The sequence below is a fragment of the Bradyrhizobium sp. WBOS07 genome (assembly GCF_024585165.1).
Taxonomy (GTDB): domain Bacteria; phylum Pseudomonadota; class Alphaproteobacteria; order Rhizobiales; family Xanthobacteraceae; genus Bradyrhizobium; species Bradyrhizobium japonicum_B.
Map to the genome: position 1 here is coordinate 5,592,137 of NZ_CP029008.1, position 13,475 is coordinate 5,605,611.

General features: G+C 66.0%; 14 protein-coding genes. 9 read left to right on the plus strand and 5 right to left on the minus strand.

The genetic code is table 11. The features are described from left to right. Positions 1-9 precede the first annotated feature (9 nt). The gene (locus DCM79_RS26605; protein WP_257177061.1) at positions 10-321 is read right to left on the minus strand and encodes a P-II family nitrogen regulator; all 312 of its coding nucleotides are present in this window, start codon (positions 319-321) and stop codon (positions 10-12) included. A gap of 7 nt (positions 322-328) precedes the next feature. Next, complete coding sequence (locus tag DCM79_RS26610) at positions 329-1,300, minus strand: sodium-dependent bicarbonate transport family permease (protein WP_257177062.1); 972 nt, start codon at positions 1,298-1,300, stop codon at positions 329-331. Positions 1,301-1,403: 103 nt separating this feature from the next. Here DCM79_RS26610 and DCM79_RS26615 point away from each other — a divergent pair, with 103 nt between their 5' ends. Continuing rightward, positions 1,404-2,255 carry a LysR family transcriptional regulator gene (locus tag DCM79_RS26615; protein WP_257177063.1) on the plus strand — a complete coding sequence of 284 codons (852 nt, stop codon included), beginning with the start codon at positions 1,404-1,406 and terminating at the stop codon, positions 2,253-2,255. A 184-nt stretch (positions 2,256-2,439) separates the two neighbouring features. Then, complete coding sequence (locus DCM79_RS26620) at positions 2,440-2,943, plus strand: fasciclin domain-containing protein (protein WP_257177064.1); 504 nt, start codon at positions 2,440-2,442, stop codon at positions 2,941-2,943. Between the two features lie 91 nt (positions 2,944-3,034). On the opposite strand, the gene DCM79_RS26625 is transcribed toward DCM79_RS26620, so the two are convergent. Both DCM79_RS26625 and DCM79_RS26630 read right to left on the minus strand, forming a co-directional pair. Further along, positions 3,035-3,361, minus strand: coding sequence for a hypothetical protein (locus tag DCM79_RS26625; protein ID WP_257177065.1), 327 nt, complete (start codon positions 3,359-3,361; stop codon positions 3,035-3,037). Between the two features lie 210 nt (positions 3,362-3,571). After that, positions 3,572-3,985 (minus strand): hypothetical protein, encoded by a 414-nt coding sequence (locus DCM79_RS26630; RefSeq protein WP_257177066.1) that lies wholly within the window; start codon positions 3,983-3,985, stop codon positions 3,572-3,574. A gap of 88 nt (positions 3,986-4,073) precedes the next feature. Between DCM79_RS26630 and DCM79_RS26635 the strand changes: the two genes are divergently transcribed. The 3 genes from DCM79_RS26635 (at position 4,074) to DCM79_RS26645 (ending at position 7,060) form a co-directional block, all read left to right on the plus strand. After that, positions 4,074-5,030 (plus strand): N-carbamoyl-D-amino-acid hydrolase, encoded by a 957-nt coding sequence (locus DCM79_RS26635; RefSeq protein ID WP_257177067.1) that lies wholly within the window; start codon positions 4,074-4,076, stop codon positions 5,028-5,030. A gap of 1,262 nt (positions 5,031-6,292) precedes the next feature. Next, the gene (locus tag DCM79_RS26640) at positions 6,293-6,712 is read left to right on the plus strand and encodes a DUF4118 domain-containing protein (RefSeq protein ID WP_257177068.1); all 420 of its coding nucleotides are present in this window, start codon (positions 6,293-6,295) and stop codon (positions 6,710-6,712) included. 150 nt (positions 6,713-6,862) lie between these two features. Beyond that, positions 6,863-7,060 carry a hypothetical protein gene (locus DCM79_RS26645; RefSeq protein ID WP_257177069.1) on the plus strand — a complete coding sequence of 66 codons (198 nt, stop codon included), beginning with the start codon at positions 6,863-6,865 and terminating at the stop codon, positions 7,058-7,060. A 242-nt stretch (positions 7,061-7,302) separates the two neighbouring features. On the opposite strand, the gene DCM79_RS26650 is transcribed toward DCM79_RS26645, so the two are convergent. Then, positions 7,303-8,280 carry a LysR family transcriptional regulator gene (locus DCM79_RS26650; protein WP_257177070.1) on the minus strand — a complete coding sequence of 326 codons (978 nt, stop codon included), beginning with the start codon at positions 8,278-8,280 and terminating at the stop codon, positions 7,303-7,305. A gap of 119 nt (positions 8,281-8,399) precedes the next feature. On the opposite strand from DCM79_RS26650, the gene DCM79_RS26655 reads away from it, so the two are divergent. The 4 genes from DCM79_RS26655 to fba are packed head-to-tail and all read left to right on the plus strand — an operon-like array spanning position 8,400 to position 13,470. Beyond that, positions 8,400-9,437 carry a class 1 fructose-bisphosphatase gene (locus DCM79_RS26655; RefSeq protein WP_257177071.1) on the plus strand — a complete coding sequence of 346 codons (1,038 nt, stop codon included), beginning with the start codon at positions 8,400-8,402 and terminating at the stop codon, positions 9,435-9,437. Positions 9,438-9,449: 12 nt separating this feature from the next. Beyond that, positions 9,450-10,325 carry a phosphoribulokinase gene (locus DCM79_RS26660; RefSeq protein ID WP_135167820.1) on the plus strand — a complete coding sequence of 292 codons (876 nt, stop codon included), beginning with the start codon at positions 9,450-9,452 and terminating at the stop codon, positions 10,323-10,325. A 28-nt stretch (positions 10,326-10,353) separates the two neighbouring features. Further along, the gene (gene tkt / locus DCM79_RS26665; RefSeq protein WP_257177072.1) at positions 10,354-12,372 is read left to right on the plus strand and encodes a transketolase; all 2,019 of its coding nucleotides are present in this window, start codon (positions 10,354-10,356) and stop codon (positions 12,370-12,372) included. Positions 12,373-12,384: 12 nt separating this feature from the next. After that, positions 12,385-13,470, plus strand: a complete 1,086-nt coding sequence (gene fba, locus DCM79_RS26670) for a class II fructose-bisphosphate aldolase (RefSeq protein WP_257177073.1) — start codon at positions 12,385-12,387, stop codon at positions 13,468-13,470. The last annotated feature ends 5 nt before the right edge of the window (positions 13,471-13,475 follow it).

The window sequence follows — 13,475 nt, forward strand, 5'->3', positions numbered from 1 at the left end:
TGCTGCCCGTCAAAACCGTTCCGGCCGCACCACCTGCACGTCGCTGACGGAGACCAGGCCCACCTGCCGGGCGACGATGGCGAAGACGGCTTGCAACAGCTCGTCCAGGCGAGCCGCGTCCACGATGCACCATAGGGCGAACATTCCGGCGGCGTCCCCGATCTGGCCGTCCGCTTCCCACCGCCCGGCTTGGCCACGTCCGCCGGCGAGGGGAGCGAAGGAGTATCCGCTCACGCCCGTGCGCTCGAGTTCCTCGGTCAGCCGCTTCAGCAGCGCTCGTTCGATCAGGATTTCGATCCGCTTCTTGGCAAACATCTGCATGCTGTCCTCACCGTGCGATCATCTGGGCGGCGGCGATATAGAGCGGGATGCCGACAATCAGGTTGAATGGAAAGGTCAGGCCGAGCGAAAGCGTCAAAGCGATCGCAGGGTTTGCCGCGGGCAGAGCCAACCGCATCGCGGCGGGGACGGCGATGTAGGAGGCGGATGCACCCAGCGTCATCAGGATCGCGGTGCTGCCTGGCGACAATCCGATGAGCCAGGCGCAGGCGGCAGCGAAGGCGGCGCCGATCAGCGGCATCACCCAGGCAAAGCCTGCGATCGCGGCAGACAGCGATTTCCAGCCCTCCCGCAGGCCGCGTCCGGCGATCAGGCCCATATCCAGCAGGAAGACGCAGAGGAAGCCGGGAAATGCATCAAGCAGGAAGGGCTTGAGCGAGGTCATGCCGCGTTCGCCGGTGATGCAGCCGACCGCAAAAGCGCCGAGCAAGGCGACGATCGAGCCGTTGAGCGCAATCTCGCGCAGGAAGTCCGGTGAAGACTCGCCTTTGGTTCGTCCTCGCCCGCTGCGCGCGATCAGCAGCGCCGAGAAGATGGCCGGCGTCTCCATCGCGGCCGCAACCGCAATCATGTAGCCGTCATAGGGTAGCGCGAGTTGGGCAAGCGCGCCCGTCACGGCAACGAACGTCACCGCGGAGATCGAGCCGTAGTGGCCGGCGACGGACGCAGCATTGATGTGGTCGAGGCCGGCACCGTAGCGCAGCAAGGCGTAGGCGATGAAGGGCAAGCCGGCCGACAACACGATGCCCGCCATGATTGTTAGCGCGAGCGTCAGTGACAGGCCCTGATGGGCAACCTCGGCGCCGCCGCGGAAGCCGATCGAGATCAGGAGATAGAGCGAAAGGAAACGTGCAATGGCCTCCGGGACGGAGAGATCGGAGCGGCCAAGCGAGGCGCCGAGGCCCATGCCGAAGAACAGCACCGAGGGTGAGACGAGATTCTGGACGGCGAGCGCGAGCAAGGGACCTCCTGCGGATTGGGGCGAATGGAGGGCTGCATAACTTTTCGTTGGTGTTTGCCAAAATTGATTGTATCAAGGATCATCATTGCAAAAGGCAATGGTGATGCCCCGCTCGCGCCAAAATCTCGACATCGACCTCATCAGGTCGTTCGTCACCATCGTTTCGCTCGGCAACTTCACGCGCGCCGCGCAAACGCTTGGCTTGCAACAGTCGACGATCTCGCTGCAGATCCGCCGGCTCGAGCAAATGGTCGGCCACAAATTGCTCGAGCGATCACCGCAAGCGGTCGCATTGACCCCGGAAGGCGAGACCTTCTTTGACTATGCCCGGCGCATGCTCGACCTGAACGACGAAATGGTGGCGCGCATTCAGGAGCCCGCGGTGCGCGGACTGGTCCGGTTGGGGGCGCCCGAGGACTTCGCGACCCGCCATCTGCCTGACGTGCTCGCCCGGTTCGCCCACGCCTATCCCCAGGTCGATCTCGAAGTGACCTGCGACCTGACCATGAACCTGATCGAGCGCTTCCGCAAAGGCGCTTTTGATCTCGCGCTGATCAAGCGCGAGCGCTCGATCGAAATCCCCGGCACAAGGGTGTGGCGCGAGCCGCTGGTCTGGGTGACCGGCGGCGTCGATCTCAGGCAAGGCGTGCTTCCGCTCGCGGTCTCGCCAAAACCCTGTGTCTATCGGAAACGCGCAACCGAAGCGCTTGATCGCGCCAAGCGATCGTGGCGGGTTGCCTATACATGCGGCTCTCTGGCCGGGACGCTTGCGGCCGTCCGCGCGCGGCTCGGTGTGACGGTACTTCCCAAGGACATGGTCCCGCCCGATCTCCACGTGGTGGACGGAAAGCCAATGCCTGATCTCAAGGACACGGAGATCGCGATCCTTGAACGCGACCGTCTTCCGCTGCCGGCGCAGCGGCTCAAGGATTTCGTGATCAAGACTCTGAACTGAATGTATGGTGGTAAGACTCTGCTGCGGCGTCTCGTCGCTGTTCGTGGATTTCAGAAGGAGCGGTGATCCAGCCGTCGCGACGTTTCGTTTCCTACGGGTCGATCGCAACTGATCGGACGATGGATGTGCGGCATCGCGCGCATTCATTGCTTCGTCACGGCCTCACTCACATCTGGAAAATTTGATGACGCCCGCAATTCGTTCGTTCGTGGCCGGAGCGGCCTTGGTCGCTGGCCTGCTTGGTCCATCCGTGGCGCGTGCCGCCGACATCGTGGACACCGCGGTATCCGCCGGTTCGTTCACCACATTGGTGACGGCCGTCAAAGCGGCCGGCCTCGTGAAGACGCTCAAGAGCAAGGGCCCCTTCACCGTGTTCGCGCCCAGTGACGCGGCGTTCGCCAAGCTGCCGCCCGGCACGGTCGAATCGCTGTTGAAGAACAAGGCCAAGCTGGCGGCCATCCTGAAGTATCATGTCGTTCCGGGCCGCGTGAAGGCCGCCGACATCGCCGGTAAATCGCTGCAAGTCGCCACCGTTCAGGGCCAGCCCGTCAGCGTCGATGGACGTTTCGGTGTCCGCGTCAATGACGCGCACGTCATCCAGCCCGATATCGAAGCGTCGAACGGCGTCATTCACGTCATCGACACGGTGCTCATGCCGCCCGCGCGCGCAAAGAAGATGCATCACTGAGCTTGACCGTCACCGGCCTGGCCGCTGCGGCGGCCAGGAATGGTGGTCTTGATGGTGGTCTTGGGGAGCGGTCGCGGTCGGCGCGAGAGCCTTATCGCCGCGCCACCAGCACCCCCAGCAGAAACGCCACCGTCAGCGCCGGCAGCGGGGCCTCGCGCACCATGCCGCGCACGACCTCCGGCCAGTGCTGCTCGGGGACCAGCCGCGGCGACCGCACGTTCGGCGCCGGTTCGATGCCCCAGTGCGATGCGAGCTCGGCGACTTCGCTTTCCGCCAGTCGCACGCCGTCGCGGACGCGGAAGATCGCGGCCTCCGCGCGCTCGCGCGGTGCGAGCTGCATCAGCGTCGCGACAGCCGTGCGCAACGTCATCTCGCCAAAGCCTTGCAGCCGCACCTGCTCCTCGGGCTCGGACGTCATGCGAAATCCCTCACGGCGCTAAACCTCAAAAAAGTGGCGCGCGCGGCGAACGCCGCCGTCGCGCGCAGGACCAGCATGGACACCGCGCCGGCCACCTCGCGCGAGATGGGCTCACGTCAGGTGCCTGGCCTTGACCGTGCTCCATGCTCTCATGGAAATGGCGGCGGTGGAGCTAGGTTCCCTTGAAGGGCGCGAATCGCGAAAGCCTGATTACTTCCGCAGCAATTCGCTCAAGGCCGCCGTCGCCTCGGCGCAGCGGATGTCGTCGATCTCGCGCGACAGGCTGAGCGCGCTCGCCTTCAGCTCCTCGATCTTCCAGCTGTCCGGATGCTGGCTTTCAAGCTGGCCCAGCCGCTTGTTCAGATCATCCAGTCTGGATTGGAGGTGCCCGATGCTGGCATCCCCATTCACTTTCCAAACGCGTTGTGCACGCATCGTCGTTCCCCTGATCGTCTCACGGCCTTGTGAGAGCGGTTCGTGGCCGGAATGGGAGTTTGTTTTGTCCGGCTTCAGATCGCGGGGAACCGTTGCATATCCGCAACGAAGTTCCGGATTTTTGGGGAATGATCGGGCGGCCCGCACGATGATACCCGCAGGGCATGGAATTTGATTGTGTCCCGTCACGACAATCGGGCGCTCCGACCTGTCCGCGCGGTGCGCCGCTCGATAGGCTCGGGGCTTAAGGGCACTCCGGACAACGAAGGAATGAGGCGTGGCGAGATTTGTGACTGTTGCGGCCGGCCAGCTTGGTCCGATTGCCCGGACCGAGAGCAGGACCGAAGTCGTAGCCCGGCTGATGGCCTTGATGCGCGAGGCGAAGGCGTGCGGATGCGACCTGATCGTCTATCCCGAGCTCGCGCTGACGACGTTCTTCCCGCGCTGGTATTTCGAGGATCAGGCCGAGATCGACCAATTCTTCGAGCGCGAGATGCCCGGCCCGGAGACGCGAGGCCTGTTCGATCTCGGCCGCGAACTCGGCATCGGCTTCGCCCTCGGCTATGCCGAGCTGACGGTCGAGGCCGGCGTCGTCAGGCGCTACAACACGTCCATTCTCGTCGACAAGAGCGGCGCGATCGTCTCGAAATACCGCAAGGTCCATCTGCCCGGTCATGCCGAGCACGAGCCGTGGCGGAAATTTCAGCATCTGGAGAAGCGCTATTTCGAGCCGGGCCGCGGCTTCGGCGTCGCCAGCGCCTTCGGCGGCGTGATGGGCATGGCGATCTGCAACGACCGCCGCTGGAGCGAGACCTATCGGGTGATGGGCCTGCAGGGCGTCGAGATGGTGATGATCGGCTACAACACGCCGGTGCACAACCCGCCCGCGCCCGAGCATGACGATCTCTCGCTGTTCCACAATCATCTGGTGATGCAGGCCGGCGCCTATCAGAACGGCACCTTCGTGGTCGGCGTCGCCAAGGCCGGCATCGAGGAGGGCGTCGACCATATCGGCGGCAGCTGCATCATCGCGCCCTCCGGCGAGATCATCGCGCGATGCACGACCAAGGGCGACGAGCTGGCGCTGGCGCGCTGCGATCTCGATCTCTGCAATTCCTACAAGCGCACCACCTTCAATTTCGACATCCACCGCCAGCCGCACGCCTATGGGATGATCGTCGAGCGCAAGGGCGTCACGACCATGGCGGATGGCGCGCCGGTGCAGGCGAAGTGACGCGCGCCCTCTTGTAGCCCGGATGGAGCGAAGCGTAATCCGGGGCCGCTCGCCCGGCATCTCGCATCGTCCCGGATTACGCTTGCGCTCCATCCGGGCTACGGCACCATGCCTGTGTCGCCCTCTGTCAATCCCGCTCGTCAAAAATATTCCACTTTACCGAAATTCGGTTTTGACGTATGTGTCGCCCATCCCGGCTCATCCAGGAGGGGCGATCTCGAGGTCGTCTTGATCGCGAGCCGGGCTTGCGGTGGACGCGGCAGCGTCGGCACGAGAGGTGCGGGCAGGGCGGGTAGTCCCTGTGAGTCCGTGGCCGCGTGCGGACGAACGGCGCTGCTAGGTCTCGTCTCGCCTGTAAGTTTCCGGCTTCGTCGACGAGGCCCGGGAATACTGCGGCGAAAGGGCGGGCCGTGCGTACGGCAAAACCGTGTGGTCCTGGCCGTCGTTGCTACGGTCAAGCTTCCGCGGAGGTGCGAGCGAGCCCAACCGGGCAGACTGCATCATCCAATTCGCGGGGCGAGGGAGGCCAGAAGGAAAGTTCGGCTCCCGGGAGAGCACGGCATAAGCCGTCCGACCACCGCGCAGGGAAGGCCGAGTGATCGGCACCACCTGTATGCTGCTGTGCGGTTCTTCCTGCGTGTGCATTTTGCGCAGCAGACCGCGGGTGCGTTGTCAGCACCCGGCCTTCCCTGCGCCCTCTTGGATTTGAGGGTGGAGACGCAAGCAAAGCTCGGGTGAATTGCGCCGCGAGAATGCGAAGGCATGTCCGTCGCCACACACGCGATGTCATCGCCCGCGAAAGCGGGCGATCCAGTATTCCAGAGACGCCAGAGATCAATCCGAGAAGCCGCGGCGTACTGGATTCCCCGCCTTCGCGGGGAATGACAGTGGTGATTGGAGAAGCAGCTCTCGCCTCATACTCCGCAACGACGGGGAGAGAGCATGTGCGCCACTCCGCGCTCGTGCCCCGGACGCAGCGCAGCGTCCCCGGCGATGCGAAGCATCGTCCGGTACGGTGCGCTGCAGAGCCGGGGCCCATGTCGCGGCATTGGACCGTGTCGCCCTGGGTCCCGGCTCTGCGCCGCAACGCTTGCGCGTTGCAGCTTGTCCGGCACACGCACCTCAGCCGGCAAGCCTCCAGAGCGGTGCTTTGCGGCTCGTTGACCGGTCCCGCCGCGCTGTCATTTCCATCTCGCGGTCTGCCTGCGGCTGTGGTATTTTCGTTTCAACCAAGCCGGTTAACGGGCGGCAGGGGGAGGCTGATGAGGCGCGCGGGGCTGCTTGGCGTACCCTGGGTGCGGCCGTGGTCGTGGCAGGCGTTGCTGCTCGCCTGCATCGTGATCGCGATGTCGGCTGTGCTTCAGGCCATCTGCGTCGCGCTCGGCGCGCAATACTATTTTGCAGCGTTCCTGCCCAGCCTGTTCGTGCTCGGCCTCGTCGCGGGCGCGCCGGCGGCGGGGTTCGCTGCCTTGTTCACCATTCCGCTGGTGTGGTGGGCGTTCATTCCGCCCGCCTTCGAGTTCAACGCGCTATCCAGCGCGAATGCCGATTCCATCAACCTGTTCTGCCTGCTGGCCGTGCTGCTGATCGGCCTTGCCGATCTCTGCCGCGAGACGATGAAGATCGTCAGCCGCAGCGGGCTGAAGCCCCCGGGCGAGAGCGCGGCAACGAATCCGCAATAAATCGCTCTCGACATCGTCCCGGCACCCCGTTGGGCGTTGCGTGCGCGCAACATTCCGGCAACCATCCGCGCGCTTGCCGTGCGCCGCTAACTTTTCGAAAAAGATTTGGCCGCAATTTCTCCCCCGGGAACGACGAGGAAGCTTTCGGACATGAACGGTCACGCCATCCTGGAGAACGTGCGGCGCTATCGCGGCATCGCATCGCTCTATCGCCAGACCGCGGCATTCCGCCCGGGCCAGAGCTGGTCGCTGCTGGAGCAGGCCAGGGAGTGGGAGGCGCGGGCGCTGTCGGAGCTGGAAGCCTATTTCGCGGCGCGCCTGGACCACGCCGCGCCGCGCGCGGCCTGATCGCCAGCGGCCGGCGCGGCCATGCACCGGTCCGCCGCAGGCGCGATCGCCCTCGTGGCCATTACGGTGTTGTGTCGCCGCCCGCCTGTGCTAGCAACGGGCCGCTCGAAATCTCCTCCACGCCGGCCGGGGCAAGCAATGACCACCTTCAACCGCATCTTCACGACGCAGCGCCTGCTCCAGATCATCGCGATCCTGGCGGCCACCGTTGCCATGAAGCTGATGAGCTGAGCGCCGGCGGCTCAGCGCTCGCCGAGCTCGGGCAGGTCCGGCAGGTAGTTCGACCCTTCCGAGCCGAGAAAATCGAACATCGCCTGCGCCGGCGGCAGCAGCACCTTGTCGCTGCGGCGGATCACGTACCATTGCCGCACGATCGGCAGGCCCGCGACGTCGAGCACGACCAGCCGGCCCTCGGCGAGCTCATGCGCCACGGTGTGGGCCGAGATGAAGGCGATGCCGAGCCCGGCGATCACCGCCTGCTTGATGGTCTCGTTGCTGCTCATCTCCATGCCGATGATCGGCTCGAGGTCGGACTTCTGGAACATGCCCTCCATCAGCGTCCGCGTGCCCGAGCCGGGCTCGCGGGTGAGGAAGGTCTCGTGCACGAGATCGGTCAGGCTGAGGCCGGAATCCCGCTCGAGCCAGTGCCCCTTGCGCGCGACGATGATGTGCGGATTGCGCCCGAGCTGGCGGACATCGACCGAGACGTCGGCCGGTGGCCGACCCATCACCGCGAAATCGAGCTCGTAGCCGTGCATGGCCTCGCGGATCTCCTTGCGATTGCCGATGGTCAGCTTGATCTCGATCTTGGGATAGCGCTTGGAGAACGCCGCGATCGCGTGCGGCACGAAATATTTCGCGGTCGAGACGGCGCCGAGATGCACGGTGCCGCCTGTCCGCCCCGCCAGCAGGTCGAGCGCGCCCTGGCAGTCCGTGATGGCGGCCTCGACCCGCTCGGCCAGCGTCAGCACCTCCTTGCCCGCCTCCGTCAGCAGCATGCCGTCGCCGGTCCGCTGCACCAGCGGCAGGCCGGCGAGGTCCTGAAGCTGCCGGAGCTGCTGGGTCACGGCTGGCTGGGTCAGCCCGAGATGGCCGGACGCCGCCGTCACGCTGCCCTTGGCCGAGAGCGCCGCAAGCGAGCGCAGCTGCCGGATCGTCAGATGCCGGAGCTGAGCCGCCGCATGGCTGGGGCCATTATAAGAAAATTCTTTGAGGCTCATTATGAATAGAAATTTTCCTTATTAAGCCGCCCCTGTCAATCTCCTGATGCCGAGACTGACCGCACGACCTCCACCGGGGAGGCAATCGGAGGCGGCGCCGGCACAGGGGATGGACGCAGATGACCGGGCAAATCAGGCTGGACGATCACCTTCAACGGTATTCCGAGACCGCGCCGCACGCGTTGGCCGTGGCAGCCGCGGTCGATGCCATCGCGGCGGCGGCCATCGAGATCGCCGACCTCATCGCGTCCGGCGATCTCGCCGACGCCTCGGGCCTGACCACCGGCCGCAACAGCGACGGCGACCTCCAGCGCAATCTCGACGTCCAGGCGGATGCGATCCTGCGCCGCTGTCTCGGCCGGCTTCCGATCGCAGCGCTCGCCTCGGAAGAGATGCGCGAGGCTCAGATCGGCGACCGGCAGGGGCGCATCTGCATCGCGATCGATCCCCTCGACGGCTCCTCCAACATCGACATCAACATGACCGTCGGCACGATCTTCTCGATCCTGCCGGCGCCCGATGATCTCTCGCTCGCCTTCCATCAGCGCGGCTCGGCGCAGCTCGCGGCGGGCTTCGTCACCTACGGTCCGCAGACCTCCCTGGTGCTGACGCTCGGCGAGGGCGTCGACATCTTCACGCTCGACCGCAAGGCCGGCTGCTTCCGCCTCGCGCGCGCCGGCGCGCAGATCGCCGAGGCCGGCGAGGAGTTCGCGATCAACGCCTCGAACCGCCGGCATTGGGATCCGCCGGTGCGCGCCTTCATCGACGAATGCCTCGCCGGCGTCGAAGGGCAAGCCAACCACGATTTCAACATGCGCTGGGTCGGCTCGCTGGTCGCCGAGGCCTATCGCATCCTCACCCGCGGCGGCGTCTTCCTCTACCCGTCCGACGCGCGTCCCGGTTACGGCGACGGTCGCCTGCGCCTGGTTTACGAGGCGCACCCGATGGCCATGATCGTCGAGCAGGCCGGCGGCTCCGCCACGACGGGACGCGAGCGCATCCTCGACCTCTCGGCGCAGAGCCTGCATCAGCGCGTGCCGCTGATCATGGGCTCGAGCAACGAGGTGCGCCGCGTCGAGGAGCTGCATTGCGATCCGCTGCTGGTCGCCAGCGTCTCCGCACCGCTGTTCGCGCGGCGCGGTTTCTTCCGGCTCTGAGCGAGGCGCCCCATGTCCAGGAAGCATCCGATTATCTCCATCACCGGCTCCTCCGGCGCCGGCACCACCTCGGTGAAGAAGACGTTCGAGCAGATATTCTTCCGCGAGAAGGTCAACGCCGCCTATATCGAAGGCGACGCGTTTCATCGCTACGACCGCGCCGAGATGCGCGCGCAGATGGCGAAGGAGGCCGATCGCGGCAACAAGCATTTCAGTCATTTCAGCCCCGAGACCAACCTGTTCGAGGAGCTGGAGCGCGCCTTCCGCGACTACGGCGAGACCGGCACGGCGGTGACGCGGCACTACGTCCACGACGCCGAGGAATCGGCGCTGCACGGCGCGGCGCCCGGCACCTTCACCGATTGGGAGAAGCTGCCGGAGAACTCCGACCTGTTGTTCTACGAGGGCCTGCACGGCGCCGTGGTCACCGACAAGGTTAATGTCGCGCGCTATGCCGACCTCAAGATCGGGGTCGTGCCCGTCATCAATCTCGAATGGATCCAGAAGCTGCACCGCGATCGCAGCGCGCGCGGCTACTCCACCGAGGCGGTCACCGACACCATCCTGCGGCGGATGCCCGACTACATCCACTACATCTGCCCGCAATTCACCGAGACCGACATCAACTTCCAGCGCGTGCCGACGGTGGACACCTCCAATCCGTTCGTCGCGCGCTGGATCCCGACGCCGGACGAATCGATGGTGGTGATCCGCTTCAAGAACCCGCGCGGCATCGACTTCCCCTATCTGCTGTCGATGCTGCCGCAGAGCTGGATGTCGCGCGCCAATTCCATCGTCTGCCCCGGCGCGAAGCTCGACCTTGCGATGCAGCTGATCCTGACGCCGCTGATCATGCAGCTCATCGAGCGCAAGCGGAACCTGAAGTGACCTAAACCAACGATAATGGGAGGATCCGATGAACATCTCGGTTCATGCCGAAGCCGACCTCAATGCGGTCTCGCACAATGATCTCGCCAACGCCGTCCGCTTCCTCGCGGTCGATGCCATCGAGACGTCGCAGTCGGGTCATCCCGGCCTGCCGATGGGCATGGCCGACGTCGCAACCGTGCTGTTCTCGCGCTTCCTGAAATTCGACTCGGCGCATCCCAACTGGCCGGACCGCGATCGCTTCGTGCTGTCGGCCGGCCATGGCTCGATGCTGCTCTATGCATTGCTGCATCTGACCGGCGGCGACGTCAGCCTCGACGACATCAAGGCGTTCCGGCAATGGGGTTCGAAGACGCCGGGCCATCCGGAATACGGCCATACGCCGGGCGTGGAGACCACGACGGGGCCGCTCGGGCAGGGGATCGCGACCGCGGTCGGCATGGCGCTCGCCGAGCGGATGGCCAATGCGCGGCATGGCGACGGGCTCGTCGATCACTTCACCTACGTGGTCGCCGGCGATGGCTGCCTGATGGAAGGCCTCAGTCAGGAGGCGATCTCGCTCGCCGGCCATCTCGGGCTCGGCCGATTGATCGTGCTGTTCGACGACAACGGCATCTCGATCGACGGACCGACCTCGCTGGCCACGTCCGACGATCAGCTCGCGCGTTTCGCCGCCTCCGGTTGGTCGGTGCGCAGCATCGACGGGCACGATCCGGAAGCGATCGCGCAGGCCATCGCCGAGGAGCGGGAGACCGCAAGGCCGTCGCTGATCGCCTGCCGAACCATCATCGGCTACGGCGCGCCTGACAGGCAAGGCACGGAGAAGGCGCATGGCGCGCCGCTCGGCACCGAGCAGACGGCGGCGGCGCGGCGGGCTCTCGGTTGGGACTACCAACCCTTCGTGGTGCCGATGCCTGTGCTCAAGGCATGGCGGATGATCGGGCAGCGCGGGCAGGTCGATCGGCTCGCCTGGCTCGATCGCTACGATCGCGCGACGCCGGAGCAGCGCGATCTGTTCGTCGAGGGCAAGGCGGTCGCCTTGCCGGCCGAGTACGCGCTGGCTGCGGCGAAATTGCGCGAGCGCTTCGCATCCGAGCGTCCGAAGCTCGCGACGCGGCAGGCCTCGCAACAGGTGCTCGACGGCATCGCCGGGACCATCCCCGGCCTGGTCGGCGGCTCCGCGGACCTCACCCATTCGAACCTCACGCATGCCAAGGCGCAGGCTCCCGTCAAGCGCGGGTCGTACGCCGGCGACTACGTCCATTACGGCATTCGCGAGCACGGCATGGCCGCCGCGATGAACGGCCTCGCGCTGCATGGCGGCTTCATCCCCTATGGCGGTACCTTCCTGGCGTTCTCCGATTACAGCCGGCCGGCGATCCGCCTTGCGGCGCTGATGCGGCTGCGCGCCATCCACGTGATGACGCACGATTCCATCGGCCTCGGCGAGGATGGCCCGACGCACCAGCCCGTCGAACACCTTGCCGCGCTGCGGGTGATCCCGAACCTGCTGGTGTTCCGTCCCGCCGACGCGGTGGAGACCCTGGAGGCCTGGGACTGCGCACTCGGCTCCGAGAACCGTCCGTCGGTGCTGTGCTTGTCGCGGCAGGCGCTGCCGACCTTCCGCAGCGATGCGCGCGGCAAGAACCGCGTCTCACGCGGCGCCTATCTCGTCGTCTCGCCGGACGGCGGCCGCGACGTGACGCTGATTGCAACCGGATCGGAAGTGTCGATCGCCCTGGAAGCCGCCCGCCTGCTTGCGACCGAGCACGTCCGTGCAGCCGTGGTCTCCGCGCCCTGCTTCGCCCTGTTCGAGGAGCAGCCGGACGATTACCGCGCCACCGTGCTCGGCACCGCGCCGCGCGTCGGTGTCGAGGCAGCCGTCGCCGGCGACTGGCATCGCTGGATCGGCCCGGAGGGCGAATTCGTCGGCATGCGCGGCTTTGGCGCCTCGGCGCCGGCACCGGTCCTGTACCGGGAGTTCGGCATCACGCCGCAAAGCATCGCGGAAGCGGCCCGCCGGGCGATCGCCCGCAAGCGTCAATAAGGAGGATCAATCGTGGCTCGTATCACCCTTCGCCAATTGCTCGATCACGCGGCCAGCCACGGCTACGCGGTGCCGGCATTCAACATCAACAATATGGAGCAGGGCATCGCGATCATGCAGGCGGCGGCCGAGGTCGACGCGCCCGTGATCATCCAGGCCTCGCGCGGCGCGCGCAGCTATGCCGGCGATCTCATGCTCTCGCACATGATCGATGCGCTGGAGCGGACCTATCCGGACATCCCGCTCTGCATGCACCAGGACCACGGCAATGACGAGGCAACCTGCGCGTCCGCGATCGCCCACGGCTTCACCTCCGTCATGATGGACGGCTCGCTCAAGGCCGATGCCAAGACGGCGGCCGACTACGACTACAATGTCGCGATCACCCGGCGCGTCGTCGATCTCGCCCACTGGGTCGGCGCCTCCGTCGAAGGCGAACTCGGCGTGCTCGGCTCGCTGGAGCACGGCGGCGGCGAGCAGGAAGACGGCCACGGCGTCGAGGGCAAGGTCAGCCACGATCAGCTGTTGACCGATCCCGACCAGGCGGTCGACTTCGTCCGGGCCACCAAGGTCGATGCGCTCGCCATCGCGATGGGCACCTCGCACGGCGCCTACAAGTTCAGCCGCAAGCCGGACGGCGACATCCTGGCGATGCGCGTGGTCGAGGAGATCCACCGCCGGCTGCCGAACACGCATCTGGTGATGCACGGCTCCTCCTCGGTCCCCCAGCCGCTGCAGGACATGTTCAACCAGTTCGGCGGCGAGATGCCGCAGACCTGGGGCGTGCCTGTCGAGGAGATCGTCCGCGGCATCAAGAGCGGCGTGCGCAAAGTCAATATCGACACCGACTGCCGGCTGGCGATGACCGCGATATTCCGCAAGGTTGCGGCCGAGAGCCGCAATGAGTTCGATCCACGCAAATTCCTCAAGCCCGCGATGGACGCGATGCGCGAGCTCTGCCGCGAGCGGTTCGAGCAGTTCGGCACCGCGGGCCATGCCAGCAAGATCAAGGTCGTTCCCTTGAGCGAGATGGCGCGGCGCTACCGCGCCGGCGAGCTCGATCCGCGCGTCGACGCCCGAGAGCCGGTTGCGGCCTGATCAAT

Coding starts and splice junctions, on each gene's coding strand:
- DCM79_RS26645 (WP_257177069.1), top strand. CDS start 6,863: ATGAACGGTCACGCCATCCTGGAGAACGTGCGGCGCTATCGCGGCATC.
- DCM79_RS26650 (WP_257177070.1), bottom strand. CDS start 8,280: ATGAGCCTCAAAGAATTTTCTTATAATGGCCCCAGCCATGCGGCGGCT.
- DCM79_RS26620 (WP_257177064.1), top strand. CDS start 2,440: ATGACGCCCGCAATTCGTTCGTTCGTGGCCGGAGCGGCCTTGGTCGCT.
- DCM79_RS26640 (WP_257177068.1), top strand. CDS start 6,293: ATGAGGCGCGCGGGGCTGCTTGGCGTACCCTGGGTGCGGCCGTGGTCG.
- DCM79_RS26615 (WP_257177063.1), top strand. CDS start 1,404: ATGCCCCGCTCGCGCCAAAATCTCGACATCGACCTCATCAGGTCGTTC.
- tkt (WP_257177072.1), top strand. CDS start 10,354: ATGAACATCTCGGTTCATGCCGAAGCCGACCTCAATGCGGTCTCGCAC.
- DCM79_RS26655 (WP_257177071.1), top strand. CDS start 8,400: ATGACCGGGCAAATCAGGCTGGACGATCACCTTCAACGGTATTCCGAG.
- DCM79_RS26660 (WP_135167820.1), top strand. CDS start 9,450: ATGTCCAGGAAGCATCCGATTATCTCCATCACCGGCTCCTCCGGCGCC.
- DCM79_RS26625 (WP_257177065.1), bottom strand. CDS start 3,361: ATGACGTCCGAGCCCGAGGAGCAGGTGCGGCTGCAAGGCTTTGGCGAG.
- DCM79_RS26605 (WP_257177061.1), bottom strand. CDS start 321: ATGCAGATGTTTGCCAAGAAGCGGATCGAAATCCTGATCGAACGAGCG.